The following is a 26,324-nucleotide window of genomic DNA, read 5'->3' as shown; positions in this document are numbered from 1 at the left end:
GATGACAATATAGAAATTCATTCATTAGTAAGCCACATATCAGACTCTTCAAACATATCCTCCAGCATACGATTCAGCTTTTCACGGTCACTTTTGCTGGCATCGCTATTCAATCCGTTAGCCTGCATAGGTTTAACCTTCACTTCAGCATCAGGGAATATGCTATGAACTCGCCTCGTCAGCTCAGCCAAAATAATTTCTCTGGCGCCATCCAAGCCCTGAACATTTCGCTTATCGTAAACCAACTCAACAAACATAACAGTCTTCTTAATCTCTGTGAGAGGAGGTTATATTTTTACTGTAAATGCATACAGTGTCAAGCGAATGATACGATCTACAGGATGGGATTTTTTCGTCCGATTGAAGAGAAATTATCGGTAGTTATTCCCCAGTTATTCCCCAATGTTTCCCCACAAGAAAATAACCAATAAAAAAACCAGCCATAAGAGACTGGTTTTCAATGTGTTTTTGGTCGGCACGAGAGGATTTGAACCTCCGACCCCCGACACCCCATGACGGTGCGCTACCAGGCTGCGCTACGTGCCGACGCATAGAAAGAATACTACTCGATTCCGTTTCGAATGCAAGGGAATCCGTCGCTAACTGGTTTATTATTAATCAGTTAGCGATGAAGCGCTTCTCATCCGTCAGAACCTGTAACAGCAGGCTAAGCTGTGGTTTCTGGTCCTTCAGCCGTTCACCCTGCAGATTATAGGTCTGATAGTTCCCGTTGCTGTTCAGCACCAGCGTCAGCTTCGGCGTGGTCACCACCAGCGTGTTGCCATCAGCTGCAGTCACCCAGTTATGGCGGCGCGTGGCGCTGAAGAGATCCTGCCCCTGCGAATACTCGTTTGCTGGCGTGCTGACGTGCAGCAGGCGCTGCATCAGGGTCGTCATGACGTCTTTATGTTCTGTGAGCATATTGATGCGCTGCGCCGGCGTTCCCGGCCAGTGGATTACCAGCGGAACATGCAGGTTTGGACGTGACCAGCTCATGCTCTTCGTCTCGTCGCCTAAGGGTACGCCATGCCCCGCGCTCACGATCACGACCGTGTTATCAAGCTTGCCTGATTCACGTAGCGCGTCAAGCACGCGGCCAATCTGTGCGTCAACATCGCTGGCCGCGCGGCCGTAGCGGCGCGCAAAGCCTGCCTGGTTGCTGTCGTTAAGCGTTGTGCCGTTAAAGGCCACCCACGAGAACCAGCGGTTATCTTCCTGCGCGTAGCGCTGAAGCCAGTTTATCCACTGGTTTGCGGTCTGGGCATCAGACTGGCTCTGCGCGGCAGGCAGAGAGAAATCAGAGAGCAGCGCCTGGCGGTACAGTGAACTGTTGAAGCCGTCCGATGAGAACAGCCCTAACTGATAGCCCTGCTGATTAAGCCCGGTGATCAGCGCCGCAGGAATGCGCGCAGACAGCACGCCGTCCATGTATCCGGCAGAAATGCCATAGAACAGGCCAAAGATACCCGCATCGGTTGAGTTACCTGAACTCATATGCTGGGTAAATGATACGTTCTGACTCGCGAAATCGGCCAGCGCAGGCATCTGCTTCTCGTAGCGAGAATAGTTGAGGCCATCGACGGTAATCAGCAGGACGTTTTGCCCGCGACCCATATCGCGATAGCGCAGATCGCTCAGTGGATACTGCACGCTAACCGCTTCCGGATTACCCTGTTCGACCAGACGGCGCTGGTACTCCTGGGCATCAAGCAGGCCGTGTTTCTCAAGGAAACGACGGGCCGTCATCGGATAAGAGAGCGGCAGGTTAGCGCGCTGCATGGTAATAGGGCGATAGAAGTTCGCATCCGCCCAGATATACATGAGGTGCGAACTGATAAATGAGACGAAAAAGAGCGCGGCGACGGGCTTCGCGTAATGGCGGCGTCGGGTCAGGCTGCGGAGCTTTTGCCAACTCCAGGTGGCAAACAGCATCTCGATCAACAGGATCACCGGGACGCTGATGAACATCAGTTGCCAGTCGCGGGCCGTTTCGTTCTGGTCGGGGTTGATCACCAGTTCCCAGACGATAGGGTTGAGATGCAGGTGGAACCGGGTGAACACTTCACTGTCGATAAGCAGCAGCGTCATCCCCACCGTCGCAAGGATTGCGGACAAGAACCGCATCAAACGCTGCGACATGACGATAAACGTCAGAGGAAACAGGATCAGCAGATAGGTGGCGAATACCAAAAAGCTAAAGTGACCAACAACGCTTATCCAGGAGTAGATACGCCCGGTTAGCGTTGTGGGCCAGTCTGCGACAAACAGATAACGACAGCCAATTACCGTCGCTAGCAGAATGTTGAACAGGGCAAACCAGTGTCCCCAGCTGACCATCTGGGAGACTTTTTCACGGTAGCGCTGACGATTCGTCACCATAAACTGTTGTTCGTTTCCCTTAATGGGCCTGGTCGTTGCTGACGGATGACTGTAACGCCTGGGCGAAAGATTTGGCGATCGCCTGACGCTGAGCCGGAGCAACGCTGGTGTTGATAAGGTTGGTGACCATATTTCCCAAAACCATCAGGGAGAGATCGGTCGGCGTTTTATGTTTTTCCAGTACGTTGACCAGCTCACTGAGCAGTTGTTCAACGTGTTCATCACTGTAGCGGGAATGTTGTGGCATAAATCAAAATCAGTTTGTTGATGAAAGGGCAACATATTACCGTAGCAACAGCTTTTTTTCCCCTTTTTTATCTGTTGTTGCACACATGTCCTGGTGGTGGTTGAATACCGCCCGGTCTAAAAGGAGAGTTTATCATGAGTCTGGAAATCAACCAGATTGCCTTGCACCAGCTTATCAAGCGTGATGAGCAAACCCTTGAAGTGGTGCTACGCGATTCGTTACTGGAACCCACGGCAACCGTTGTGGAAATGATGGCAGAGCTGCATCGCGTCTACAGCGCTAAAAATAAAGCCTATGGTCTGTTCAGCGAAGAGAGTGAGCTGGCCGATAGCCTGCGCCTGCAGCGTCAGGGCGAAGAGGATTTCCTGGCGTTTAGCCGCGCGGCAACCGGGCGTCTGCGCGACGAGCTGGCGAAATATCCGTTCGCCGACGGCGGTATTGTCCTGTTCTGCCACTATCGTTACCTGGCGGTCGAGTACCTGCTGGTTACCGTGCTGAATAACTTAAGCAGCATGCGCGTGAACGAGCAGCTGGACATCAGCTCAACGCACTATCTGGATATCAACCATGCGGATATTGTGGCACGTATTGATTTGACCGAGTGGGAAACTAACCCGGAGTCGACCCGCTACCTCACCTTCCTGAAGGGGCGGGTGGGCCGCAAAGTGGCGGATTTCTTTATGGACTTCCTCGGTGCCAGCGAAGGCCTGAACGCCAAAGCGCAGAACAAAGGGCTGCTGCAGGCCGTTGATGACTTCACGGCGGAAGCGCAACTCGATAAATCTGAACGCCAGACCGTGCGTCAGCAGGTTTACAGCTACTGCAACGAGCAGCTGCAGGCGGGGGAAGAGATTGAACTGGAGTCCCTGTCAAAAGAGCTGGCGGGCGTCAGCGAAGTGAGCTTCCAGGAATTCACTGCGGAGAAGGGCTATGAGCTTGAGGAGAGCTTCCCGGCGGATCGCAGCACGCTGCGTCAGTTAACCAAATTTGCCGGCAGCGGCGGTGGGTTAACCATCAACTTTGACGCCATGCTGTTGGGGGAACGCATCTTCTGGGATCCGGCCACCGATACCCTGACCATCAAAGGTACGCCACCGAACCTGCGCGATCAGCTTCAGCGCCGCACGTCTGGCGGTAAATAGCAGCCATAAAAAAACCCCGCCGAAGCGGGGTTTTCTCGACAGGTTTGCGATTACGCGCGAACGAAGTCGATGTGAGTCAGTTTTGGCTTGAACGCGTGACGCTGAACAGCCTGAACCTTCACTTTTTCTTCTTTACCGCCAACAACGATGGTCAGAACTTCGCTGTAGAACTCAGCTTTGGTCTGCATGTTCCACACTTTGTCGTGATCCAGTTCGATAGCAACTGGAGCAGCTTCGCCACCGTAAACGATAGCCGGGAACTTGTTAGCGTTACGCAGGCGGCGGCTCGCACCCTTACCCTGCACGTTACGTACTTCTGCTTCGATAGTGAACATTGATTTCTCTCTGTATTTAAAACCCTACTACAGGCGACCCAGCAGCAGGTGAGTGTTCTGCCCCACGGATGTGAAGCGGGCGGCATTTTATACTCAAATGCCCCGCACATCAATGAAAAGTCCCGTTAACCGCGCAATTCATTTGCCCGACGGAAGCGACCTTCATAGTCAAAGACCTTCTCGCGAACCTGCCAAAACTGGCCTTTCTTACGGGCGACCACGAAGTCGGGGTGGCGCAGCAGCACCTGCTGATGCACGATATCCGCCACGGTTATCCAGCGCAGCGGCACGCCAGGCGTGCGGGTATGCGGCCGGATAAACAGCTGCTCAAATGCCGTGCGCTGAGCAGGCGTCTGAACCCTGAACCGTTCGCTGACGTCAGCGCCATCCTCGTCGTAATAGGTGATTTTCAGCCACTCGCCTTTTTCATCCGCGCCGGGCTGCAGCGCCATGCCGGAGCAGCGCAGCACCAGCGCATCTTTCAGCTTCAGCGCCGCTTTCAGCATGTCGTCCGGGTCCACCAGCACCGTGTCGCACTCGCGGCAACGGCGGGCGGCGATGTCATTTTCGGCGTTGCACTGCGGGCAGTTTTTGAAGCGGAAGCGGAAATCGCACTGCTCGCGATGTCCCTCATCATCCTCAAACCAGCCCTGACAGCGGCGGCCAAAGTGTTCAATCAGCGTGCCGTCGGCGGTGGTTTTTCCCCAGAAGGTGTTGGCAAAGCCGCAGGCCGGGCAAAACACCTGTACCGGCACGTTGTCGCTTTTGCCTTTTGGCGCGCCCACTTCCGGGGAGTACAGATCGTGCGGGTTGCCGGCGTAATCCAGTATCAGGCAGTCGGTTTTGCCCGGCGCCAGGCGCAGGCCACGGCCGACAATCTGCTGATACAGGCTGACGGATTCCGTCGGGCGCAGAATCGCAATCAGGTCGACGTGCGGGGCGTCAAACCCGGTGGTTAATACGGAGACATTCACCAGGTAGCGGAACTGCTGGGCTTTGAAAGCCTCAATCAGCCTGTCGCGCTCCGGGCCGGGCGTTTCGCCAGTGATCAACGCCGCGTCGTCAGCGGGTAGCAGTCCCGTGATTTCGCGCGCGTGTTCGACGGTGGCAGCAAAAATCATCACCCCTTTACGCGTTTGCGCGAACTCTTCAATCTGGCTGATGATATGCGGCGTGATCCGCTTCTGTTTTTTCAGCTCATGGTTAAGATCCGCCTCGCTGAACAGCCCGTTGCTCTGCGCCTGTAAGCGGCTGAAATCGTACTGCACGACCGGCATATCCAGCCGCTCGGGCGGCGTCAGGTAGCCGTGCTTAATCATGTAGCGCAGCGGAAGTTCATAGATACAGTCGCTGAACAGCGCTTTCTCGTCGCCGCGCACCATGCCGTGATAATGAAAGCGGTAGATCCAGCCTTTGCCCAGACGAAACGGGGTTGCCGTCAGGCCGAGCAGGCGTAAGTGAGGGTTCACCTCTTTAAGGTGAGTGAGGATTTGCTGATACTGGCTGTCGTCGTCATCGCTGATGCGGTGACATTCGTCGACAATCAGCAGCGAAAACTCGCTGCGGAACAGATCCAGGTTACGGGCCACCGACTGTACGCTGCCGAAAACCACTTTGCCGTGGCTCTCTTTGCGCTTCAGCCCGGCGGCGAAAATGTCGGCTTCCAGCCCCAGCGCACAATATTTGGCATGGTTTTGCGCCACCAGCTCTTTGACGTGGGCCAATACCAGCACGCGACCGCGCGCCAGGCGCGCCAGTTCGGCAATGACCAGGCTCTTGCCTGCACCGGTCGGGAGGACAATGGCCGCCGGTTCCCGGTGTTTACGGAACCAGGCGAGCGTCGCGTCAACGGCTTCCTGCTGATAGGGACGAAGTGTAAAAGTCATGGGGTCTCGGTTTCGTTAATCCGCATATAGTATGCCACGAAACTTTTTCCCTTGAGTGGCGCAACCAGACCATTATACTGAACCGTTCCTGACTGCTTCTTTTTTCGGACGCACGGTCCGACATCCAGCACCATTAAGGCTAAAAAGATTTCATGCGACTTGATAAGTTTATCGCTCAGCAACTCGGCGTAAGCCGCGCTATTGCCGGGCGCGAAATTCGCGCCAACCGCGTTACCGTGGATGGCGACATTGTGCGAGACAGCGCGTTCAAACTGCAGCCTGACCATCAGGTTGAGTACGGCGGCAATCCGCTGACCCAGCAGCACGGTCCCCGCTATTTCATGCTCAATAAGCCGGAAGGCTATGTCTGCTCAACGGACGATCCGGATCACCCGACGGTGCTCTATTTCCTCGACGAGCCGGTGGCTCACAAGCTGCATGCCGCAGGCCGCCTCGACATCGACACCACCGGTCTGGTGCTGATGACCGACGACGGACAGTGGTCGCATCGCATCACTTCCCCGCGCCACCACTGTGAGAAAACCTATCTGGTCACGCTGGAGTCACCGGTTGCGGATGACACGGCAGAGCAATTCGCGAAAGGCGTTCAGCTGCATAATGAAAAGGATCTGACCAAACCCGCCGTGCTTGAGGTCATCACCCCGACGGAGGTCCGTTTGACCATCAGCGAAGGACGCTACCATCAGGTGAAACGCATGTTTGCCGCCGTGGGTAACCACGTTGTGGGCCTGCACCGTGAACGCATCGGTGCGATTGCGCTCGATCCCGACCTGGCACCCGGTGAATATCGTCCGCTGACGGAAGAAGAGATTGCCAGCGTCGGTCTGCCTTCTCACTAATTTCAGGAGAACCCTGTGACCACCAGGCCACACTCGTCGTTCAAAATTGTCTTCATTCTTGGCCTGCTGGCGATGCTGATGCCGCTGTCTATCGACATGTATCTGCCTGCGCTGCCGGTGATTTCCGCCCAGTTTGGCGTACCGGCAGGCAGCGCGCAGATGACGCTCAGCACCTATATTCTCGGTTTCGCGCTCGGACAGCTGCTGTATGGCCCAATGGCCGACAGCCTGGGGCGTAAGCCGGTTATTCTTGGCGGGACGCTGGTCTTTGCGGCCGCAGCGGTCGCCTGTGCGCTGGCGCAGAGTATCGATCAGCTGATTATCATGCGCTTCCTGCACGGGCTGGCCGCCGCTGCCGCGAGCGTGGTGATCAACGCCCTGATGCGTGATATCTACCCGAAAGAAGAGTTCTCCCGCATGATGTCGTTCGTCATGCTGGTGACGACGATTGCGCCGCTGGTGGCACCGATGGCCGGTGGTGCGGTGCTGGTGTGGTTTAGCTGGCACGCGATTTTCTGGATCCTGGCGCTGGCCGCGCTGCTGGCCTCGGCGATGATTTTCTTCTTTATTGATGAAACGCTGCCCGTCGAGCGCCGCCAGAAATTTCATATTCGAACCACGATAGGCAACTTTGCCTCGCTTTTTCGCCACAAGCGGGTGCTGAGCTACATGCTGGCGAGCGGGTTCAGCTTCGCCGGAATGTTCTCCTTCCTGAGTGCCGGGCCGTTTGTCTATATCGAGCTGAACCACGTTTCGCCGCAGCACTTTGGCTATTATTTTGCGCTCAATATCGTCTTCCTGTTTGTCCTGACCATCATTAACAGCCGCTTTGTCCGGCGGGTGGGCGCGCTGAACATGTTCCGCGCCGGGCTGTGGATCCAGTTTGTGATGGCGGTCTGGCTGGTGGTGAGCGCGTTTCTGGGCGTGGGCTTCTGGGCGCTGGTGATCGGCGTGGCGGCCTTTGTCGGCTGCGTGTCGATGATCTCGTCCAATGCGATGGCGGTGATCCTCGACGAATTTCCGCACATGGCGGGAACCGCATCGTCACTGGCGGGAACCTTCCGCTTCGGGATTGGTGCCATCGTCGGGGCGTTACTCTCTATGGCGACCTTTACTACTGCCTGGCCTATGCTGTGGGCGATGGCTTTTTGCGCAACCAGCTCTGTGCTTTTCTGTCTTTACGCCAGCCGGCCGCGAAAAGCGGCGCACTAACGCGCAGATAAGGCCCGAAAGGGCCTTTTTTGTTGACGCATATCAACCAAACTCGCGTTCGTTTATTCCGTGTTTGTTTATTTTATGTAAAATCTATTTATGTAAAAAGTCACATCATTGTATTCAAAAAGGTTGAGTTAGATCGCAGAAACGGGTACATATAGCGCCGACGCGAGCCTCGATACCGATAAAAAAGCGCTGAATAGTGCAGGTTGGCGATGATGTGTTACTATAAATGTAAATAAATTGTGAAGTAAATTTTGCTTCCGGGGAACGAACGTGAATACATTACAACTCTCCATTGTCCATCGCTTGCCCCAGAGCTATCGCTGGTCGGCGGGTTTTGCAGGTTCGAAAGTTGAACCGATTCCGCAAAGCGTCGCGGGCTGTGAGAATTGCCTGGTGGCGCTCAAGCTGCTGAGCCCGAGCGACGAAAATGCGTGGCGGGTGATGGAGCGTCTCAGCCAGGCCCTGACGGATATCGAAGTGGACAGCTCCGTACTGGAGTGCGAAGGGGAGCCGTGCCTGTTTGTCAAAAGCCAGGACGAATTCGCCGCGACCTGCCGCCTGAAAAATTTTGGCGTTGCGATTGCTGAACCTTTCTCCGGCCAGTATCCGTTTTAAGCGCTAGTCTGCCGCGAGCAGCTGGCGCGTGTAGCTCTGCGTTGGCGCAGCAAATACGCGCTGGCAATCACCCTGTTCGACCACCTCACCCTGTCGTAGAACAATCACCTGATGGCATAGCGCCCGCACCACCTGTAGATCATGGCTGATGAAGATATAGGCCAGCCGGTGCTTTTCCTGTAGCCCTTTGAGCAGCGCCAGGATCTGCGCCTGTACGGTTCTGTCCAGAGACGAGGTCGGTTCATCCAGAATAATCAGCTCCGGTTTCAGGATCAGCGCGCGGGCGATGGCGATACGCTGGCGCTGTCCGCCGGAAAATTCCGCAGGGTAGCGGTGGCGAGTGTCGGGATCTAAGCCCACTTCCGCCATCACCCGCATGACCTCCTGTTCCCGCTGTTGCGCACTCAGGCCAGGCTGGTGAACGCGCAGGCCCTCTTCGATAATCTGCAACACGCTGAGGCGCGGGTTAAGCGAGGAGTTGGGATCCTGAAATACCACCTGCATGCGGGGCCGCACGGGCAGCATCTGGCGGCGGTTCCAGCGGTGCAGCGGCATATCGTCAAACAGGATCTCGCCCTGAGAGGCAATTAAGCGCAGCAGCGCCAGACCGGTAGTGCTTTTCCCCGAACCGGATTCGCCCACCAGCCCCAGGGATTCACCCGGTCGCAGCGAGAAGCGGATATTTTTCAGCACCGGGTTCTGGTCAACGATGCGCCGCAGAACGCCTTTGCGGATCGGGAACGAGACGGATAAATCATCGACGCGCAGCAGCGGTGTGCTGTCTGCCGTGAGAGGCACCGGGTCGCCGGAAGGTTCGCTGTCGAGCAGGCGCTGCGTATAGGGATGCTGCGGCGCGTTCAGCAGCGTGGACGCGGTATTCTGTTCAACGCAGCGCCCGTTTTGCATGACCGCGACGCTGTCGGCCAGCTTTTTCACGATGCTCAGGTTGTGCGTGATAAACAGCAGGCTCATGTCCAGCTCGTCACGCAGCTCCCTCAAGAGCGTCAGAATTTGCGCCTGCACCGTGACGTCCAGCGCCGTCGTCGGCTCGTCGGCAATCAACAGTTCGGGGCGCGTGAGCAGGGCCATGGCAATCATTACCCGCTGGCGTTCGCCGCCGGAGAGCTGATGCGGAAAATCATTCAGCCGTTTGGCCGCGTTGCGTATGCCTGTACGTTCCAGACAATCCAGAATTTCGCCCCGCGCGGCCTCTTTGCGCATCCCCCGATGAAGTGACAGCACTTCATAGAGCTGTTTTTCCAGCGTATGCAGTGGGTTGAGCGACACCATCGGCTCCTGGAAGATCATGGCGATCTTATTGCCGCGAATACCGCGCAGGGTATGTTCATCAGCGTGCAGCAGCGAACTGCCGTGGAACAGAATATCCCCTTGCGGATAGCTCACGGGCGGGGAGGGCAGCAGACGCAGGATGGAGAGCGCCGAGACGCTCTTGCCCGAACCGGATTCACCCACCAGCGCCAGCGTTTCACCGCGCTGGATCTGCAGCGACAGGTCGGTGACCACGGTACGGGTCTCGCCCTGCTTCGAGAAGGCAATCGACAGGCGATCAATACTGAGAAGAGGCTGCGTCATCTTATACCGCCTTGTTGGGATCGAAGGCATCGCGCACGGCTTCGCCAATAAAAATCAGCAGCGAAAGCAGCACGGCCACGGAAAGAAAGGCGGTGATGCCCAGCCACGGCGCCTGCAGGTTGTTCTTGCCCTGCAGCAGCAGTTCGCCGAGCGACGGCGACCCCAGCGGCAGGCCGAAGCCCAGAAAGTCCAGCGAGGTGAGGGTGGTGATGGAGCTGCACAGAATAAAGGGCAGGAAGGTGAGGGTTGCCACCACCGCATTGGGAAGCATATGGCGGAAGATGATTGCGCGATCGCTCACGCCTAACGCCTGCGCGGCGCGAATATAGTCGAAATTACGGGTGCGCAGAAACTCTGCCCGCACCACGCCCACCAGCGCCATCCAGCCAAACAGAACGGTGATGCCCAGCAGCCACCAGAAGCCCGGCTGTACCACGCTGGAAAGCAGAATGATCAGAAACAGCGTTGGCATACCGGACCAGACTTCGATGATACGCTGCCCCCACAGGTCAATTTTTCCGCCGTAGTAGCCCTGAACGGCGCCGGCCACTACGCCCATTACGCTGGAGAAGACGGTCAGCATCAATCCAAAGAGAATAGAAATCCGCGTACCGTAGAGGATGCGCGCCAGCACGTCGCCGCCGTTGGCGTCTGTTCCCAGCCAGTTTTGCGCAGAGGGCGGAGAAGGGAAGGGGGTTGTGGTCGCGAAGTTAATGCTGTTGGCGCCAAAGCGCACCGGAGCCCAGAGGGCCCAGCCGTGCTGTTCGATCTGCTGGCGCAGCCACGGATCCTGGTACTCCGCCGGGGTGGCAAACGGGCCGCCGAAGTCGCTTTCACTGTAGTTAGCCAGTACCGGCACGTACCAGCGGTCGTTAAAGTGCACCAGCAACGGTTTGTCGTTGGCGATCAGCTCCGAACACATGCTCAGGACAAACAGGACAGCAAAAATCCACAGCGACCAGTAGCCGCGGCGGTTATGGCGAAAACGGGCCCAGCGGGCCTGGTTAACGGGGCTTAAACGCGGCATCAGCGGCCCTCAAAATCAATTCGGGGATCGACCAGCGAATAGCTGATATCGCTGATGATATTCAGCAGCAGGCCAATCAGGGTGAAAATATAGAGCGTGCCAAACATTACCGGATAATCGCGCGATACGGTGGCTTCGTAGCCCAGCAGGCCGAGACCGTTGAGCGAGAACATCACCTCAATCAGCAGCGAGCCGGTAAAAAACATGCTGATGAACGTGGCTGGAAATCCGGCAATCACCAGCAGCATGGCGTTGCGGAAAACGTGTTTCCACATAATCTGCTTCTCGCTGACCCCTTTGGCGCGGGCGGTCACGACATACTGCTTGCGGATTTCATCGAGAAAGGCGTTTTTGGTCAACATGGTCAGGGCGGCAAACCCGCCGATCACCGTCGCCAGCACCGGCAGCGTGATATGCCAGAGATAGTCGGTGATTTTCTGGTACCACGGCAGCGTGCTGAAATCGGCGGAGACCAGCCCCCGCAGCGGGAAGATGTCGAAATAGCTGCCTCCGGCAAAGAAGACAATCAGCAGAACGGCAAACAGAAACGCCGGAATAGCATAGCCGATGATGATGAAGGTGCTGCTCCAGATATCGAAGCGGCTGCCGTTATGCACCGCTTTTCGGATCCCGAGCGGTATAGAGACCAGATAGATAATCAGCGTGCCCCACAGCCCCAGCGTGACCGAAACTGGCAGGCTTTGCTTGATCAACGTTAATACGGACGCACTGCGGAACAGGCTATCGCCAAAATCAAAGCGGATATAATCCCAGAGCATCTTGAAATAGCGCTCGTGTATCGGCTTATCAAAGCCGTAGCGATGGGTGATCTCGGCGATCACTTCAGGATCCAGCCCGCGCCCGCCGCGGTAGTGGCTTTCACTAATATTCCCCACGCCGGTTCGCGCATGGCTGGCGCCCATGCCTTCTCCGCCGCCGCCGGGCATGCCGCCGCTGTTGCCAAACTCAATGGCGGCAATGGCCTGGTCGACCGGCCCGCCCGGGGCAATTTGCACGATAAAAAAGTTAATGGTGATAATGGCCCACAGCGTGGGAATGACCAGCAGAAGTCGGCGTATTAAATAGGCACCCATGAAAATTCCTTATCGCCGCTCGGCGGGCAGTCTGGCGGCTTTATTCACGTCATACCACCAGGTGTCAAAGCCCAGAGAATAGACAGGGCGCACGGCAGGCACGGAGAACTTGTCCCAGCGCGCAAGGCGGTCTTCGCCCATATACCACATGGGCAGCATGTAGTAGTTCCAGGTTAACACCCTGTCGAGGGCGCGACCAAGCGGCAAGAGCTTATCTTTATCGCCCTGCGCCGCCACAATTTTTGCAATCAGGGCATCAATCGCCGGGCTTTTTACGCCTGGCGCATTGTACGAGGAGTCGATGTAGCTGGAGGCCCAGGAGATTTGCAGATCCGAGCTGGGCCACGGCTGCGCGGGCCACAGGCGTTGCATCATGTCGTAATCGCGGCTGCGCATGCGGTTGGTGATCTGCGCGTTATCGACCTGGCGAATGTTCATGGTGATCCCCAGCCGCGCAAGGTTGTGCTTAAACGGCAGCACCCACTGATCGTTGCCGCCGGAGGAGAGCAGCAGTTCAAAGCTTAAAGGCTTGCCGGTTTTCGCATTGACGCGTTTCTGGTTCTTCAGCTGCCAGCCTGCCTCATCCAGCAGCTTGCTGGCCTTCAGCAGGTTGTCGCGGTCGTAGCCGTCACCCTTTGAAGCAGGCGGCTGAAACACCGTGGTAAACACCTCCGGCGGCACTTCCGCTTTCAGCGGCGCCAGCAGGAGCAGTTCGTCGGCTTTAGGGTAGTCGCGCGCGGCATATTCGGTGTTCTGGAAATAGCTGTTCGCGCGGCTGTATGCTCCGTAAAACAGGGCTTTGTTCATCCATTCAAAATCGAAGGCCAGGGAAATGGCTTCCCGAACGCGGCGGTCGGTAAATACCGGGCGCTGAATATTAAACGCCAGCCAGCGCGTGTCCTGGGCGGATTCGTTTTTGTGCTCGTCTTTCACGATGTAGCCTTTCGTGAAGTTTTTGCCGATATAGCGGGTCGCCCAGTTTTTGGCGCTGTTCTCCACGCGTAAATCGAAGGCGCCGGCCTTGAACGCTTCAAACGCCACGTTATCGTCGAGGTAGTAGTCATAGCGAAGGGTGTCGAAATTCCAGCGCCCGCGGTTTACCGGCAGGTTAGCCGCCCAGTAATCTTTCACGCGGGAATAGACCACGTACTGCCCCATGCGCCAGTCGGTAATGCGGTAAGGGCCACCGGCCAGCGGCGGCGTGGAGAGCGGGTCGCTTAACTTATGGTTTTTCCAGAACGATTCAGGCATAACCGGCAGCGAGAACAGGCTAAGCATATTCTCTTTGTTCGGTTCGCTCAGCTCAATGCGTACGGTGAGGGGGGCAATGGCGCGCACCGTTGCGCCTTTATACACAATGCGGAACTGAGGAACGCCTTCGGTCATAAATTTATGAAACGTAAAAGCGACGTCGCTGGCCTTGACCGGCGTGCCGTCGTGAAAGCGGGCCCGGGGGTTTAGGGTAATTTCGGCCCAGGCGAAGTTATCCGCGTAGCGCACGTTATCGGCAATCAGCGGGTAATAGCTGCCGGGCTCATCATCAGACGTGACAAAAAGCGTGTCATAGAGCGATTCCGTTCGCGCCGCGGCCACGCCGCGCAGGGCGAAGCGGTTAAAGTTGTCGAACGTTCCCGTAGCCGAGAGCGTGACCTTTCCACCCTTAGGGGCGGCAGGATTGACGTAATCGAAGTGCGTAAAATTGACCGCGTATTTTGGCTCGCCAATCACGGCGAACGCGATGTTCTCTTTGATGGTTTGCGCCTGGCTGGACAGGCTCACGACTGCCAACCAAAGCAACATAAAGCGCATAAACATCTCGCGGCGGCTCCCTCTTTTACAGACCGGCTCAGTTAAGCTGAATAATAAGTGACGCCACGGGCAATGTGAAATTATTCCCCGTCAGGCGACACCGTATTTTGCCACGTGCGGAACTGCTCCAGCGGCATCGGGCGGCTAATCCAGTAACCCTGCAGATAATTAACCCCATGCTCGCGCAGCCAGGCCGCCTGTTCCGGTGTTTCCACCCCTTCCGCAACGGTCGACATATTCAGTCGTCTTGCCAGCGTCAGTACAGCATCCAGCACCGGGGAGGTCACGGTTTCTGTGCCAATGGCGTTGACAAAACCACGGTCGATTTTCAGGTAGTCCATGGTGAAATGTTCAAGATAAATCAGCGCGCTGTGGCCGGTGCCGAAATCGTCGATGGCAATTTCAAACCCTTCGTTATGCAGCCATTCGAAGAGGCTGTTAGCTTCCCGATGGTTCAGCATGTCGCGCTCGGTAATTTCCAGTACGATCTGGAAGTAATCAGGCGGCAGCAGGGCTTTGAAGGTGCGCATATCGTCTTTGAAGCTTTCCGCATGCAGATGCCCCGGCGCGATATTAATGCCCACTTTGGCACCCGGCGGCAGCACGGTCTGTAGCACTGGCGCATCGTGAATAATCAGGTCAAAAAGATGCAGCGTGAGCGGAACAATCAGCTTCTGCGCTTCGGCAAAATTGATAAAGGCGTCCGGCGGGATCTCACCCATGGTCGGGTGCTTCCAGCGCATCAGCACTTCAAGCCCGGTCATCCTGAGCGATTTGGCATCGACAACGGGCTGATAAACGACATAAAACTGGCCGCGCTTGATGGCGCTCAGAATCTCTTTGCCCGGATTGAGACGCGTCGTGAGGATGTAGAAGTTAAGCGACCCTGCCGCAATCCCGCACACCAGCCCGAAGAACAGGGCGTAAAGTATCTCATCGGTCGTCCACTCCTCGGCGTACAGTTTGATGGTCAGAGGAACGTCTTTGAGCGTCGCGGTGCGCGCCGGCGTTTCATGTAAATCCTTCGCTTTGACGAGGGCGCTTGAGGCAGTGGATAACGCATTGTCGCCGATGACGATCGCGATGCCCGCAAACTCGTCCTGGCGCGCGGTGTAAAGCAGGTACGGCGTCAGGTTGAGATTCACCGAGGTGAATACGCCGCCGTCCTTCACAAGCGGATTACGATACCAGATGGCAATCGCGGGCTTATTGGGCAGCATGGGCGTGCCGGGGAGCAGTGCGATATCAACCTGCTTGTTGATGTGCAGCTCGGGTATCAGCTCCTCCATCGGGGCATTCATTGGCCCTGTGGCTGACGAGCAGAACGCCATTTTGTCTCTGACCAGCAGGAAGGCGCGTACGTTGAGGCTGAAGGCCGCGCGCGAGGTCAGCTCCGCGTTAACATCCTGACAATTATTGAGCGTCAGCGGCTGGAGCACGTCGATGGAGGCTTTCAGCTCGTCAAAATAGCTCTCCATGTAGATGCGCACATCCATGATCAACGTATCGAATCGGATTTCCCGCTTGTGGTAGCTCCAGAAAAATTGCAATGAACCCAGGAGCAGGGCGGCGATCAGGCCGGTAATGATACTGAGGAACAGTATCTTTCGATGACTGGAGAAGTAGCGGGTGAGCATAAACGTCGTGGTTCCTGAATTGCCGCTGATTGTATTCATTGTAACGGGCAAAAAAAAACACCGCCGAAGCAGTGCTTTTTTTTATTGTATCGCCAGCCAAGGGATAACCAACGATACAATTATCATATTAACTGCGGGTCAGTACGCGGCGCGCTTCGTTGTAGCGCTTCTTCCAGTACGGTTCATTCATGCTGGAAATGGTCACACCGCTGCTGGTGGAGGCATGTACAAACTGGTCATTACCAATGTAGATGCCCACATGTCGACCGGTAGAACCTGCACGGAACAGCACTAAATCGCCGGTGCGCAGTTTGGTACGTGAAATCGACTTGCCCATCTCCTGCTGTTCGTAGGTCGAACGCGGAAGATCTAACCCAAATTGCTCGCGGAAGGTACGCTGTACAAAGCCGGAACAATCAATGCCTTTTTTAGTGCTGCCGCCAAGACGGTAACGCACGCCTTTCCAGTCAGCATACTGGTCCATAATGCGGGACTTCACGTCCAGATTACGTACCATATTTTCAAATTCATCCTGAGAGGCTTGCAGTGAAGAGGAATCTTCCATTCCCACAACACGCGTCTCAGGATGCATATTCTTTGCGGTGTTCGATGTACTACATGCAGATAACAGTACCGCGACTGCTATCGCCGGGATCCCCCGTAAGATATATCTCAGAAACGGTTGAGATTTGACCATTTTGTTTATTTTCCCTTGAAGTCCTTAACGACAAATATCGTTATAAAAATGCCAAACGTGACGAGACTAATTATCTGTTCACATTGAGACAATTGTTTCTGGTGACATTTGTGGTGCAGCGCACAAAATTATTCACCATCAAAATAATTATCTCCATGGGGCAAAACGAGTTCGAGATTAACCGATTGCCAGGGCTATTGCGAGTAAAAAGAGCCTTTTTTTTATAAGAAATTGTGATACAGAAAGTAAAAATTTGTCATTGCACAAAATAGCGGCAGATCCGCCGCGTAATCGTGCAATTGATTCATTTTTATCACGAATGTGATGACAAGAATATGACAGCGCAGAAAGATCGCGGGAAGGGCATTATCAGGGATCGTGATGATCCCCGATAGTTTACGTTAAAAAACGGTAATTATTTGTTCAATTTTTGTTGCTTTCTACGCGGAAGATAGCGATCGAAAAGGGTAATTAGGCGATCGCTCAAAGGCGTCATCAGAACCCACGGCAGACCAATCAGCACCGCGGAAAGGGAACCCACGACAATATCCGTCAGCCAGTGCGCGCCAATCATCACGCGTGGGAAGGCAAATATCACCACAATAAGCAGGGCGATTGCGAACGCCTTCTTACCGAAATAGCGCAGCATAAACCCAGAAAAAATAAGCAGCATCATGCCGTGATCGCCCGGGAAACTGTCCTTCGAGGCATCTTTTGTTGGAATATGCAGCAGTTCACTCACGCGATAAATATTCGGGAAAGAGAGCGAAGGACTTGCACGTTTTACCGGCATCAGATGTTGCGCCAGCTGATTAATGATCACCGCAGCCAGAAGCATCACCAGTCCGATAATCAGGATGCGGCGACGCCCCGTGTCATCCTCTTTGAGCCAGAAAGAGAGCATCAGGCAGCCCATGGCCAGCAGGGAAAAGCCGTCAAAGGCGCGGTTATTGGTAATTGCCACCAGCCACAGAAAGGCGTCACTCTTCACCAGCCCCTGGTTGAAGAAATGAAACAGGGATGAATCCAGCGGGAACCAGAAACCGTGATTCACCGGGATATACCAGGAGAAAAAGAGCGCCAGACCGGCGACATTAAGCAGTAGTATCTGGGGAATTCGAGTCGTCATAACGTTCTGCATTGAGTGAAAACTGGGGCAACGTTAGCCGCCCGAACTTAAACGAAGCTTCAACAGGCTGGACTGCAGGGCATTCCAGTCGGCGTTAACCGCACTAATTAACTCTATTCGGCTGTCAGGTGGCGCGACGTTTTGCGTTTCGATAAAGAAATCGTCGCCCTGGCGGTTGATCCGCACCAGCCCGTCTGGCGTGCGCATGATCCCTTTCACGCGGTCGACCGGCGCAAGCCTGGCCCACTCAAGGATGCCAATGGTATCGAAAACGGTATCGGCATCGAAAATCCATCCGCAGGCCTGATACCCCTGACCGCTGTTAAGGTTACGACGCCAGCGCTGGTGTTCCGGCAGGCTAAGCGCGGCCAGACCCTGCTTTGCAGAATGGTGATGCGCATGCTCTGCGCTGGCCGGGAGTTGCGCCAGGTTCAGGCGCGGAAGATCCAGCAGGGCGCTATCAATATTCCCTTGCGTGGCCTGCACCCGCGTCCGATTGCCGCCGAAATGCTGCCACCACGCGTCCAGCGCGGCCCGGCTTTCCGCCGTGGCGCGATCTTCTTTATTGGCGACAATAACGTCTGCTGCGGCGAGCTGATCGCGAAAGTTCTCATTGGCCACCGCTTTTTCATCCAGAAGCTGACGCGGATCGAGCAGGCACAGCGTGGCGCGAAGATCGATCCACGGCTCGTAAACCGGGGCGGTCAGTAAATCGAGGATCTGCTTCGGGTGGCCCAGACCGGTAGGTTCAATCAGCAGGCGGTCCGGTTTGCCCTGACGCAGCAGCGTATTGAGGCCTACCTGCATCGGTAAGCCGTTTACGCAGCACATGCATCCGCCGGGGATCTCTTTAATCATTGCGCCGCTGGATGATAGCAACGCGCCATCAATCCCCACTTCGCCGAATTCATTGACCAGCACGGCCCATTTCTCGGCGGGATCTTTATTCGCCAGCAGATGAAGAATAGAGGTGGTTTTACCGCTGCCGAGAAAACCGGTGATGAGGTTGGTTTTGGTCACGTGCGCTCCGCAAGAGAATTGTGATGCTATAACACTATGCTCTTATCCTGGCGAAAAACGGGCGCAATGAGAAGGGGGAGGGCGAACGGAGGCAATGTCCGTTCGCATTAAGCGCAATAATCGCTAAAGATTTAACGTTTCAATAACAGCCTGGCGTGCGCCACGGCGGGTGATGCGCTGGTAGGCCTGGCTGACAGCCTCAGCGAAAACGCTATTTTGCGCGAGATCGTGACCGAAGACCTCGCTCAGCCCCAGCAGCGCATTGACGCGGTCGGCGTCGCTGCTGGCCTCGACAATCGTGCGGATTTTATCGCTGAGGGGATCGCGAACGTCAATCGCGTTGCCGCGTTCGTCGAACCCGCTGACGTAGCGTATCCAGCCAGCGACGCCCAGCGCCAGCAGCGGCCATTCTGTTTTACGCTCAAGGTGGACGCGGATGCCATCCAGCATTCGCTGCGGCAGCTTCTGGCTACCGTCCATCGCGATTTGCCAGGTACGGTGCTGCAGCGCCGGGTTAGCAAAGCGATCAATCAGGCTGTCGGCATAGGCAGTCAGGTCGACATCCTTTATACGCAGCGTAGGCGCCTGTTCATCCAGCATTAGCCGCCGGGCAGCTTCGCGGAAGGTGGCGTCCTCCATGCATTCATTAATATGCGCGTACCCGGCGAGATACCCCAGATACGCCAGGAAAGAGTGGCTGCCGTTAAGCATGCGTAATTTCATCTGCTCCCACGGCAGAACGTCCTGCACCATCTGAACGCCCGCCACTTCCCACTCCGGACGCCCGGCGACAAAATTATCTTCCACTACCCACTGAATAAACGGCTCGCAGCTTATGGCGCAGGGATCGTCAACGCCGAGCGCGTCGGCGATTTCCGCAAGCGAGGCCTCCGTCGCGGCGGGAACAATTCTGTCGACCATCGTTCCCGGAAAACTCACGTGGCCCTCGATCCACTCCGCCAGCGCCGGGGAGCGCTTTTGCGCCATGCCAAGCACCGCATTTTTCACCACGTGGCCGTTGTCCGGAATGTTGTCGCAGGAAAGCACGGTAAACGCAGGCAAGCCGCGCTCGCGGCGGCGATTAAGGGCTTCGACCAGGATCCCCGGCGCGGAATGCGGCTCAGCGGGATTTTCCAGATCGTGGACGATCCGGGCGTTTTGTAAATCCAGCTTACCGGTCGCGGGATCGATGCAGTAGCCTTTCTCCGTAATGGTGAGCGACACAATCGCCACCTGCGGCTCGCAAAACTTCTCTATTATCGCGGGCAGAGAGTCCAGCTTTGCATTCAGGCATTCATGTACGGCCCCGACAATAATCGGCTGATTTCCTTCAGCACCTTTCTCCAGCACGGTAAACAGGTGATCCTGCGCGCGCAGCTGGCTCATCAGCACGTCGCCGCTGAACAGGCTAATCTCACAAATTCCCCAGTCGCCGCCTTTTTCATTCAGCACCCGGTTTGTTAACAATGCCTGATGCGCGCGGTGAAACGCACCGAAGCCGAAATGGACGATGCGGGAGCGCAGTTGATGACGATCGTAGCGCGGTTGTTGAACCTGGGCTGGAAGGGCGGTTGAGGCAATTGTCTTCATGAAATACACACCTGATTAACCATTAATTAACAATGCCAGTCTAAAGTTATATGACAGCAAATAAAATTGGTAAGCCGTAAATATCCCCGTTCTGTGAGTTTGATCAATCAATGTGTGGCGGCGTGTTGACCCTTCACGGCAAACATGTATGGTAGTCGTCATTGCAGTAACCCATATTGGTATAACAACTTGAGAGGATGAGGCAATGGAACAAACCTGGCGTTGGTACGGGCCGAACGATCCGGTTTCTCTTGATGATGTGCGTCAGGCTGGCGCAACGGGTGTCGTCACGGCGCTGCATCACATTCCTAACGGCCAGGTATGGCCGATTGAGGAGATTCAACAGCGTCAGGCGCTGCTGGCGGAGAAGGGGTTAACCTGGTCTGTGGTAGAAAGCATTCCGGTTCACGAAGATATCAAAACCCATTCCGGGGAATACCGGACCTGGATAGCAAACTATCAGCAGAGCATTCGCAACCTGGCGGCCTGCGGCATTGATACGGTCTGCTATAACTTCATGCCGATTCTGGACTGGACGCGTACCGACCTGGAATATCAGATGCCGGACGGCTCGAAGGCGCTGCGTTTTGACCAGATTGCCTTTGCGGCGTTTGAGCTGCACATTCTGAAACGCCCGGGCGCCGAAGCGGATTACACCGCTGAAGAGCAGCAGCAGGCCCTTGAATGGTTCAATGCCGCCAGTGAAGCGGACGTTGAGAAGCTGACCCGCAATATCATTGCTGGCCTGCCGGGTGCGGAAGAGGGGTACACGCTGGACCAGTTCCGCGCGCGTCTGGCGGAATACGGCAATATTGATAAGCAGCAGCTGCGTGAAAACATGGCGTATTTCCTGCGCGCTATCGTTCCGGTTGCGGAAGAAGCCGGCGTGCGTCTGGCGGTACACCCGGACGATCCGCCGCGTCCTATCCTCGGCCTGCCGCGTATCGTGTCTACGATTGAAGATATGCAATGGCTGAAAGAGACGGTCGACAGCATCCACAACGGCTTTACCATGTGTACCGGCTCCTACGGCGTGCGCGCTGATAACGACCTGGTACGGATGATAGAAACCTTTGGCGATCGCATTCACTTTACGCATCTGCGTGCGACCTGCCGGGAGGAGAATCCAAAGACCTTCCACGAGGCCGCGCACCTTGGCGGTGATGTGAATATGGTCGCGGTGGTGGACGCTATTCTGGCTGAAGAGGCGCGTCGCAAGCAGACGGGCGATATGCGTCCTATTCCGTTCCGTCCGGATCACGGACACCAGATGCTGGACGATCTGCGTAAGAAAACCAACCCGGGCTATTCGGCGATTGGCCGCCTGAAGGGGATGGCGGAAGTGCGAGGGGTCGAGCTGGCGCTGAAGATGACGAAGTATCCGGAGCTTTTGTAACCGGAATTGTCGGGTGGCGAAGCCGCCACCCGACAAATGCCATAATCAGTCAGCACGACCCATATAGCGTTTTTCTTCAATATGGATGCGGATCTTCTCGCCAGCGGAGAGATATTCCGGCACCTGCACAACCAGCCCGGTAGTCAGGGTCGCTGGTTTGTTGCGCGCACTTGCTGACGCGCCTTTGATGCCCGGCGCGGTTTCAACGATTTCCAGATCCACGGTCTGCGGCAGTTCAAGCGCCAGCAGCACGCCGTCCCAGGTCAGCACCTGCATGTCTGGCATACCGCCTTCAGGAATGAACAGCAGCTCTTCTTCGATCTGATCTTTGGTGAAGATGTACGGGGTGTAATCTTCTTTATCCATGAACACGTATTCGTTGCCGTCGATGTAGGAGAAATCAACGTAGCGACGGGTCAGAGTCACGGTATCAACGATATCGTCACCTTTAAAACGTTCTTCCACCTTCAGGCCGGTACGCACATCGGCGAAACGCATTTTGTACAGCGTCGCTGCACCACGGGCGCTTGGTGCCTGAATGTCGATGTCTTTCACAATCAGCAATTTGCCGTTGTAATTCAGTACCATACCTTTCTTAATTTCGTTCGCTCTTGGCATTGCAGTAATCCTGTCTACGGGAGGTAAAAAATATCGCGCCAAATTACTCGCGCGCGGCCTTTCAGGCAAGTGGAATTCGTGGCTTTTGCTATCAATACGCAAAAGGTGTTACTGTGCGCCCGATGCCCGACTGTACGGGTGTTCGCCACCGAGAGAGCATGTATGGATTGTCGTCCAGATTGCGGCGCGTGCTGTACCGCTCCGTCCATTTCAAGCCCCATTCCAGGCATGCCTGAAGGCAAGCCCGCCAATACCCGCTGCGTTCAGCTCTCTGAATCCAACCTGTGTATGATCTTTGAGTCTCCCCTGCGCCCGAAGGTCTGTTCCGGGCTTCAGCCATCAGCTGAAATGTGCGGCAGCACGCGCGCGCAGGCAATGACATGGCTGCTGGAGCTGGAAGCGCTCACCGCGCCTTAAACGTCCTTGATCCTCGCCAGACAGCCAATCGTCAGCGTACACATCACCAGCGCAATCCAGAACACCGTGTGGTAGTTCCAGATCTCGGCAACGATACCGGCCATCGAGCCCGCGATAATCCAGCCCACGCGGGTGGTATTAGTATAAAGGGTGGTGGCGGCACCTGCCTGCCCCGGCATCAGATCCTGGAAGTAGAGCATGCCAATCCCCGCCAGGATGCCGATATACACGGCGTTCAGCAGCTGTAAAGCAAGAAGCAGGGCTGGCGTATGGACCGTCAGCATGCCAACGTAGAATAGCAGCCCGGCGACGGCCGCGATGCGCATTAAAAAACGCTTTCCAAAACGCTTCGCATAATAGCCTGCAATCAGCATGGTTGGGATCTCAAGACCCGCGGCGGTGCCCATCATAATGCCGGCCAGCTTCTCCGGCAGGTGTAGCTCATCAATAATAAACAGCGGCATGTTAATGATATACAGGCTGTTGGTGCCCCACATCAGCGTGCAGATAACAAACAGGAGCAGGGCATCGCGGCGGTTACGACGCGGCGCTTCCAGCACGCCCGTTGCCACTTTGGGCTCTTTGCGCATTGACGGCAGAAAAAACCATACCATTGCGCCGCACGCCACAAACGCGACCGCCGCGCTCAGGTACATCACCGTAAAGCCAAACCCCATCGCCAGCGCGTAGGCCAGCGGCGGGCCAATTACCCATGCCAGCGACACCTGAGCGCGCAATATCGAGCTGAACATCACCGCTTCCCGCCCGGTATGGTCGGCATGTTCGCGGGCAAGAGCAAACAGCTGCGGGTTGGCGGTTGAGCCAAAGCTGCTCAGAAAAACGCCGATGAACAGCAGAATGAAATAGTTACGGTTCCAGGCAAACAGGATGCAGGCCAGCACCCCCAGCAGACAGCAGAAAACGATCAGGCTTTTACGATCGCCTTTGCGGTCGGAACGACCGGCGAGAAACTGGCTGACGAGAATGCCGATGATGGCGCTTCCGGTAAAAAAGAAGCCAACCATCGCCGGACGGGCGTGAACTTCGTTAGTCAGGAACAGGCTCAGCGTCGGGGTTTGCAACGCACCGGCGATACCCGTAAAGAAGGCAACAATCAGGAACGCCGTTGACGTTAAATCAAAGGGCTTCGGCGCGGTGGCCGCAGGGGTGTTATGCATGTTTTATAATTAGCGAGTAACAGAGAGGGGCGGAGTTTACGCCGTCAGTTAAAAAATAAACAGTGGGTGAAGTCAATTACCCCACGAAAAATCAAAATGGCATTTCAACTTACTCCCCACCTGGCTGAACTTAGCTGAAACTGGTTTGCTGAAGTTCAGCAAAATTCAGCTGAACGCAGAAGAAATGTGCAGTATCTCTAAATTCTGATATCGGAAATACGACATTTCTTGCAAGCCAATGCAGAAAGCGCAAGACTTTTTGAAACGTTTCAGCGCTATCTTGTTTTAACAAACGGAGCAGGCTAGCGCATTTTTTCTCATGTAAGCTGAAACGATTCACTTTCAGCAGGAGAGGAGAACCATGTTCCAGTTATCTGTTCAGGATATTCACCCGGGCGCTCAGGCCGGGGATAAAGAAGAGGCTATTCGTCAGGTTGCCGCTGCCCTTGTGCAGGCGGGTAACGTCGCGGACGGCTACGTAAACGGTATGCTGGCGCGCGAGCAGCAGACCTCCACCTTCCTCGGCAATGGCATTGCCATTCCGCACGGCACAACCGACACCCGCGACCAGGTGTTGAAAACCGGCGTTAAGGTCTATCAGTTCCCGCAGGGCGTGCTCTGGGGCGACGGCCAGGTGGCTTATGTTGCTATCGGTATCGCGGCGAGCAGCGACGAACACTTAGGCCTGCTGCGTCAGCTGACGCATGTCCTGAGCGATGACTCCGTGGCGGAACAGCTGAAGTCTGCAACAACCGCTGAAGAGCTGCGGGCGTTGCTGATGGGCGAAAAACAGAGTGAAGCGCTGAAGCTGGATAACGACACGCTGACGCTGGATGTTGTGGCCTCCGATCTGGTCACGCTGCAGGCGCTGAACGCGGGTCGCCTGAAAGAAGCGGGTGCCGCTGATGCCACCTTTGTGACGCGCGTGATTAACGATAAACCGCTGAATCTCGGCCAGGGCATCTGGCTGAACGACAGCGCTGAAGGCAACCTGCGCAGCGCAATTGCAGTGAGCCGCGCCGCCACCGCGTTCGACGTTGAGGGCGAGACAGCAGCCATGCTGGTGACTGTGGCGATGAACGATGAGCAGCCGGTTTCGGTGCTGAAGCGTCTGGGCGATCTGCTGCTGAACAATAAAGCTGAAAAACTGCTGAACGCCGATGCGGCGACCGTGCTGGCGCTGCTGACCAGCGACGACGCGCTAACGGACGACGTGCTGAACGCCGAGTTCGTGGTGCGTAACGAACACGGCCTGCATGCCCGTCCGGGCACCATGCTGGTCAACACCATTAAACAATTTGAAAGCGAGATTACCGTGACCAACCTGGATGGTTCGGGCAAACCGGCCAACGGCCGTAGCCTGATGAAAGTCGTCGCGCTGGGCGTGAAGAAAGGCCATCGCCTGCGCTTCACCGCGCAGGGCGCAGATGCTGAACAGGCGCTGAAAGCAATTGGCGACGCCATCGCGGCAGGTCTGGGGGAGGGCGCATAATGAGCAGACGTGTTGCGACTATTACGCTGAACCCGGCTTATGACCTGGTGGGGTTTTGCCCGGAAATTGAGCGCGGCGAAGTTAACCTCGTGCGTACCACTGGCCTGCATGCTGCGGGCAAAGGGATTAACGTCGCGAAGGTGCTCAAGGATCTCGGTATCGACGTCACCGTAGGCGGATTCCTCGGTAAAGATAACCAGGATGGCTTCCAGCAGCTGTTCAGCGAGCTGGGCATTGCCAACCGTTTCCAGGTTGTGCAGGGCCGTACCCGCATCAACGTTAAGCTGACGGAAAAAGACGGCGAAGTGACCGATCTTAACTTCTCCGGTTTCGAAGTGACGCCAGCTGACTGGGAGCGCTTTGTGACCGACTCCCTGACCTGGCTGGGCCAGTTCGATATGGTGTGCGTCAGCGGCAGCCTGCCGTCCGGCGTCAGCCCGGAAGCGTTTACCGACTGGATGACGCGCCTGCGCAGCCAGTGCCCGTGCATTATCTTCGACAGCAGCCGCGATGCGCTGGTGGCGGGTCTGAAAGCCTCTCCGTGGCTGGTGAAGCCAAACCGCCGCGAGCTGGAGATCTGGGCAGGCCGTAAGCTGCCGGAATTAAAAGATGTGATTGAGGCCGCCCATGCGCTGCGCGAGCAGGGTATTGCTCACGTGGTGATCTCGCTGGGTGCAGAAGGGGCGTTGTGGGTTAACGCTTCAGGTGAATGGATTGCCAAACCGCCGTCAATGGAAGTAGTGAGCACCGTTGGCGCAGGGGATTCTATGGTTGGCGGCCTGATTTACGGCCTGCTGATGCGTGAATCCAGTGAACATACGTTACGTCTTGCCACCGCCGTTGCAGCCCTGGCCGTGAGCCAGAGCAATGTCGGTATTACCGATCGTACCCAGTTAGCCGCGATGATGGCGCGCGTTGACTTAAAACCTTTTAACTAACAGC

General features: G+C 55.9%; 24 protein-coding genes and 1 tRNA gene. 8 read left to right on the top strand and 17 right to left on the bottom strand.

Annotated features, from left to right (window positions below; translation table 11 throughout):
- Positions 1 to 17: 17 nt before the first annotated feature.
- The 4 genes from ACMGGH_RS21055 to ACMGGH_RS21040 form a co-directional block, all read right to left on the bottom strand.
- On the bottom strand, positions 18 to 257 hold the full coding sequence (locus ACMGGH_RS21055; RefSeq protein ID WP_063157299.1) for a DinI family protein: 240 nt from the start codon (positions 255 to 257) through the stop codon (positions 18 to 20).
- A 212-nt stretch (positions 258 to 469) separates the two neighbouring features.
- A tRNA-Pro gene (locus ACMGGH_RS21050) sits at positions 470 to 546 on the bottom strand.
- Positions 547 to 618: 72 nt separating this feature from the next.
- Positions 619 to 2,379 (bottom strand): LPS biosynthesis-modulating metalloenzyme YejM, encoded by a 1,761-nt coding sequence (yejM, locus tag ACMGGH_RS21045; RefSeq protein WP_232948428.1) that lies wholly within the window; start codon positions 2,377 to 2,379, stop codon positions 619 to 621.
- 19 nt (positions 2,380 to 2,398) lie between these two features.
- Positions 2,399 to 2,626, bottom strand: coding sequence for a YejL family protein (locus tag ACMGGH_RS21040; RefSeq protein WP_014884596.1), 228 nt, complete (start codon positions 2,624 to 2,626; stop codon positions 2,399 to 2,401).
- A gap of 134 nt (positions 2,627 to 2,760) precedes the next feature.
- On the opposite strand from ACMGGH_RS21040, the gene yejK reads away from it, so the two are divergent.
- A complete protein-coding gene (gene yejK, locus ACMGGH_RS21035; RefSeq protein WP_008500957.1) occupies positions 2,761 to 3,768 on the top strand; it encodes a nucleoid-associated protein YejK in 1,008 nt (335 codons plus the stop codon).
- A gap of 50 nt (positions 3,769 to 3,818) precedes the next feature.
- On the opposite strand, the gene rplY is transcribed toward yejK, so the two are convergent.
- Together rplY and ACMGGH_RS21025 are read right to left on the bottom strand one after the other, a co-directional pair.
- On the bottom strand, positions 3,819 to 4,103 hold the full coding sequence (gene rplY, locus ACMGGH_RS21030; RefSeq protein WP_028013887.1) for a 50S ribosomal protein L25: 285 nt from the start codon (positions 4,101 to 4,103) through the stop codon (positions 3,819 to 3,821).
- 125 nt (positions 4,104 to 4,228) lie between these two features.
- Complete coding sequence (locus tag ACMGGH_RS21025; RefSeq protein ID WP_048958749.1) at positions 4,229 to 5,989, bottom strand: DEAD/DEAH box helicase; 1,761 nt, start codon at positions 5,987 to 5,989, stop codon at positions 4,229 to 4,231.
- 152 nt (positions 5,990 to 6,141) lie between these two features.
- On the opposite strand from ACMGGH_RS21025, the gene rsuA reads away from it, so the two are divergent.
- From rsuA to ACMGGH_RS21010, 3 genes are all read left to right on the top strand, one after another.
- Positions 6,142 to 6,849, top strand: a complete 708-nt coding sequence (rsuA, locus tag ACMGGH_RS21020) for a 16S rRNA pseudouridine(516) synthase RsuA (protein WP_232948429.1) — start codon at positions 6,142 to 6,144, stop codon at positions 6,847 to 6,849.
- Between the two features lie 15 nt (positions 6,850 to 6,864).
- On the top strand, positions 6,865 to 8,061 hold the full coding sequence (locus ACMGGH_RS21015) for a Bcr/CflA family multidrug efflux MFS transporter (RefSeq protein ID WP_048958051.1): 1,197 nt from the start codon (positions 6,865 to 6,867) through the stop codon (positions 8,059 to 8,061).
- Positions 8,062 to 8,340: 279 nt separating this feature from the next.
- Positions 8,341 to 8,685 carry a YejG family protein gene (locus ACMGGH_RS21010; protein WP_028013883.1) on the top strand — a complete coding sequence of 115 codons (345 nt, stop codon included), beginning with the start codon at positions 8,341 to 8,343 and terminating at the stop codon, positions 8,683 to 8,685.
- Between the two features lie 3 nt (positions 8,686 to 8,688).
- Here the strand turns inward: ACMGGH_RS21010 and yejF are convergent, their stop codons facing one another.
- The 9 genes from yejF to ACMGGH_RS20965 form a co-directional block, all read right to left on the bottom strand.
- The gene (gene yejF, locus ACMGGH_RS21005; RefSeq protein WP_232948430.1) at positions 8,689 to 10,278 is read right to left on the bottom strand and encodes a microcin C ABC transporter ATP-binding protein YejF; all 1,590 of its coding nucleotides are present in this window, start codon (positions 10,276 to 10,278) and stop codon (positions 8,689 to 8,691) included.
- Position 10,279: 1 nt separating this feature from the next.
- Complete coding sequence (locus ACMGGH_RS21000) at positions 10,280 to 11,305, bottom strand: ABC transporter permease (RefSeq protein WP_028013881.1); 1,026 nt, start codon at positions 11,303 to 11,305, stop codon at positions 10,280 to 10,282.
- On the bottom strand, positions 11,305 to 12,399 hold the full coding sequence (locus ACMGGH_RS20995) for a microcin C ABC transporter permease YejB (RefSeq protein ID WP_232948431.1): 1,095 nt from the start codon (positions 12,397 to 12,399) through the stop codon (positions 11,305 to 11,307). The genes ACMGGH_RS21000 and ACMGGH_RS20995 overlap by 1 nt, the downstream gene beginning before the upstream one ends.
- 9 nt (positions 12,400 to 12,408) lie before the next feature.
- A complete protein-coding gene (locus tag ACMGGH_RS20990; RefSeq protein ID WP_028013879.1) occupies positions 12,409 to 14,214 on the bottom strand; it encodes an extracellular solute-binding protein in 1,806 nt (601 codons plus the stop codon).
- Positions 14,215 to 14,288: 74 nt separating this feature from the next.
- Entirely contained in the window at positions 14,289 to 15,845 is a 1,557-nt protein-coding gene (locus ACMGGH_RS20985) for a cyclic di-GMP phosphodiesterase (protein WP_232948432.1), read from the bottom strand.
- A 127-nt stretch (positions 15,846 to 15,972) separates the two neighbouring features.
- Positions 15,973 to 16,542 carry a bifunctional murein DD-endopeptidase/murein LD-carboxypeptidase gene (gene mepS / locus ACMGGH_RS20980; protein ID WP_028013877.1) on the bottom strand — a complete coding sequence of 190 codons (570 nt, stop codon included), beginning with the start codon at positions 16,540 to 16,542 and terminating at the stop codon, positions 15,973 to 15,975.
- A 415-nt stretch (positions 16,543 to 16,957) separates the two neighbouring features.
- Positions 16,958 to 17,671 carry a phosphatase PAP2 family protein gene (locus ACMGGH_RS20975; RefSeq protein WP_028013876.1) on the bottom strand — a complete coding sequence of 238 codons (714 nt, stop codon included), beginning with the start codon at positions 17,669 to 17,671 and terminating at the stop codon, positions 16,958 to 16,960.
- A gap of 33 nt (positions 17,672 to 17,704) precedes the next feature.
- Positions 17,705 to 18,691, bottom strand: coding sequence for a CobW family GTP-binding protein (locus ACMGGH_RS20970; protein ID WP_048960965.1), 987 nt, complete (start codon positions 18,689 to 18,691; stop codon positions 17,705 to 17,707).
- 123 nt (positions 18,692 to 18,814) lie between these two features.
- Positions 18,815 to 20,281 carry a mannitol dehydrogenase family protein gene (locus tag ACMGGH_RS20965; RefSeq protein ID WP_045629871.1) on the bottom strand — a complete coding sequence of 489 codons (1,467 nt, stop codon included), beginning with the start codon at positions 20,279 to 20,281 and terminating at the stop codon, positions 18,815 to 18,817.
- 205 nt (positions 20,282 to 20,486) lie between these two features.
- Here ACMGGH_RS20965 and uxuA point away from each other — a divergent pair, with 205 nt between their 5' ends.
- Positions 20,487 to 21,677: a mannonate dehydratase gene (gene uxuA / locus ACMGGH_RS20960; protein WP_048960966.1), complete on the top strand. Its 1,191-nt coding sequence runs from the start codon at positions 20,487 to 20,489 to the stop codon at positions 21,675 to 21,677.
- A 45-nt stretch (positions 21,678 to 21,722) separates the two neighbouring features.
- Here the strand turns inward: uxuA and yeiP are convergent, their stop codons facing one another.
- Positions 21,723 to 22,295 carry an elongation factor P-like protein YeiP gene (yeiP, locus tag ACMGGH_RS20955; RefSeq protein WP_008500940.1) on the bottom strand — a complete coding sequence of 191 codons (573 nt, stop codon included), beginning with the start codon at positions 22,293 to 22,295 and terminating at the stop codon, positions 21,723 to 21,725.
- A gap of 162 nt (positions 22,296 to 22,457) precedes the next feature.
- Between yeiP and ACMGGH_RS20950 the strand changes: the two genes are divergently transcribed.
- The gene (locus tag ACMGGH_RS20950; RefSeq protein WP_028013872.1) at positions 22,458 to 22,712 is read left to right on the top strand and encodes a YkgJ family cysteine cluster protein; all 255 of its coding nucleotides are present in this window, start codon (positions 22,458 to 22,460) and stop codon (positions 22,710 to 22,712) included.
- Here ACMGGH_RS20950 and setB read toward each other — a convergent pair.
- Positions 22,709 to 23,890, bottom strand: coding sequence for a sugar efflux transporter SetB (setB, locus tag ACMGGH_RS20945; RefSeq protein WP_193030466.1), 1,182 nt, complete (start codon positions 23,888 to 23,890; stop codon positions 22,709 to 22,711). The genes ACMGGH_RS20950 and setB overlap by 4 nt on opposite strands.
- Positions 23,891 to 24,251: 361 nt before the next feature.
- Between setB and fruB the strand changes: the two genes are divergently transcribed.
- Both fruB and fruK read left to right on the top strand, forming a co-directional pair.
- Positions 24,252 to 25,382 (top strand): fused PTS fructose transporter subunit IIA/HPr protein, encoded by a 1,131-nt coding sequence (fruB, locus tag ACMGGH_RS20940; RefSeq protein WP_028013870.1) that lies wholly within the window; start codon positions 24,252 to 24,254, stop codon positions 25,380 to 25,382.
- On the top strand, positions 25,382 to 26,320 hold the full coding sequence (fruK, locus tag ACMGGH_RS20935; RefSeq protein WP_010433510.1) for a 1-phosphofructokinase: 939 nt from the start codon (positions 25,382 to 25,384) through the stop codon (positions 26,318 to 26,320). The genes fruB and fruK overlap by 1 nt, the downstream gene beginning before the upstream one ends.
- Positions 26,321 to 26,324 lie beyond the last annotated feature (4 nt).

It is taken from the genome of Enterobacter sp. BNK-16 (assembly GCF_048684955.1).
GTDB lineage: Bacteria > Pseudomonadota > Gammaproteobacteria > Enterobacterales > Enterobacteriaceae > Enterobacter > Enterobacter bugandensis.
This window is presented reverse-complemented; position numbering and strand designations above follow the sequence as displayed.

What these genes read in the sequence shown, in the direction of transcription:
- setB (WP_193030466.1), bottom strand. Translation starts at nt 23,890, where the DNA reads ATGCATAACACCCCTGCGGCCACCGCGCCGAAGCCCTTTGATTTAACG.
- ACMGGH_RS20990 (WP_028013879.1), bottom strand. Translation starts at nt 14,214, where the DNA reads ATGTTTATGCGCTTTATGTTGCTTTGGTTGGCAGTCGTGAGCCTGTCC.
- ACMGGH_RS21040 (WP_014884596.1), bottom strand. Translation starts at nt 2,626, where the DNA reads ATGCCACAACATTCCCGCTACAGTGATGAACACGTTGAACAACTGCTC.
- fruB (WP_028013870.1), top strand. Translation starts at nt 24,252, where the DNA reads ATGTTCCAGTTATCTGTTCAGGATATTCACCCGGGCGCTCAGGCCGGG.
- rsuA (WP_232948429.1), top strand. Translation starts at nt 6,142, where the DNA reads ATGCGACTTGATAAGTTTATCGCTCAGCAACTCGGCGTAAGCCGCGCT.
- ACMGGH_RS21025 (WP_048958749.1), bottom strand. Translation starts at nt 5,989, where the DNA reads ATGACTTTTACACTTCGTCCCTATCAGCAGGAAGCCGTTGACGCGACG.
- uxuA (WP_048960966.1), top strand. Translation starts at nt 20,487, where the DNA reads ATGGAACAAACCTGGCGTTGGTACGGGCCGAACGATCCGGTTTCTCTT.
- ACMGGH_RS20965 (WP_045629871.1), bottom strand. Translation starts at nt 20,281, where the DNA reads ATGAAGACAATTGCCTCAACCGCCCTTCCAGCCCAGGTTCAACAACCG.
- yeiP (WP_008500940.1), bottom strand. Translation starts at nt 22,295, where the DNA reads ATGCCAAGAGCGAACGAAATTAAGAAAGGTATGGTACTGAATTACAAC.
- rplY (WP_028013887.1), bottom strand. Translation starts at nt 4,103, where the DNA reads ATGTTCACTATCGAAGCAGAAGTACGTAACGTGCAGGGTAAGGGTGCG.
- ACMGGH_RS21055 (WP_063157299.1), bottom strand. Translation starts at nt 257, where the DNA reads ATGTTTGTTGAGTTGGTTTACGATAAGCGAAATGTTCAGGGCTTGGAT.
- ACMGGH_RS20975 (WP_028013876.1), bottom strand. Translation starts at nt 17,671, where the DNA reads ATGACGACTCGAATTCCCCAGATACTACTGCTTAATGTCGCCGGTCTG.
- yejM (WP_232948428.1), bottom strand. Translation starts at nt 2,379, where the DNA reads ATGGTGACGAATCGTCAGCGCTACCGTGAAAAAGTCTCCCAGATGGTC.
- fruK (WP_010433510.1), top strand. Translation starts at nt 25,382, where the DNA reads ATGAGCAGACGTGTTGCGACTATTACGCTGAACCCGGCTTATGACCTG.
- ACMGGH_RS20950 (WP_028013872.1), top strand. Translation starts at nt 22,458, where the DNA reads ATGGATTGTCGTCCAGATTGCGGCGCGTGCTGTACCGCTCCGTCCATT.
- yejF (WP_232948430.1), bottom strand. Translation starts at nt 10,278, where the DNA reads ATGACGCAGCCTCTTCTCAGTATTGATCGCCTGTCGATTGCCTTCTCG.
- ACMGGH_RS20995 (WP_232948431.1), bottom strand. Translation starts at nt 12,399, where the DNA reads ATGGGTGCCTATTTAATACGCCGACTTCTGCTGGTCATTCCCACGCTG.
- mepS (WP_028013877.1), bottom strand. Translation starts at nt 16,542, where the DNA reads ATGGTCAAATCTCAACCGTTTCTGAGATATATCTTACGGGGGATCCCG.
- yejK (WP_008500957.1), top strand. Translation starts at nt 2,761, where the DNA reads ATGAGTCTGGAAATCAACCAGATTGCCTTGCACCAGCTTATCAAGCGT.
- ACMGGH_RS20985 (WP_232948432.1), bottom strand. Translation starts at nt 15,845, where the DNA reads ATGCTCACCCGCTACTTCTCCAGTCATCGAAAGATACTGTTCCTCAGT.
- ACMGGH_RS21000 (WP_028013881.1), bottom strand. Translation starts at nt 11,305, where the DNA reads ATGCCGCGTTTAAGCCCCGTTAACCAGGCCCGCTGGGCCCGTTTTCGC.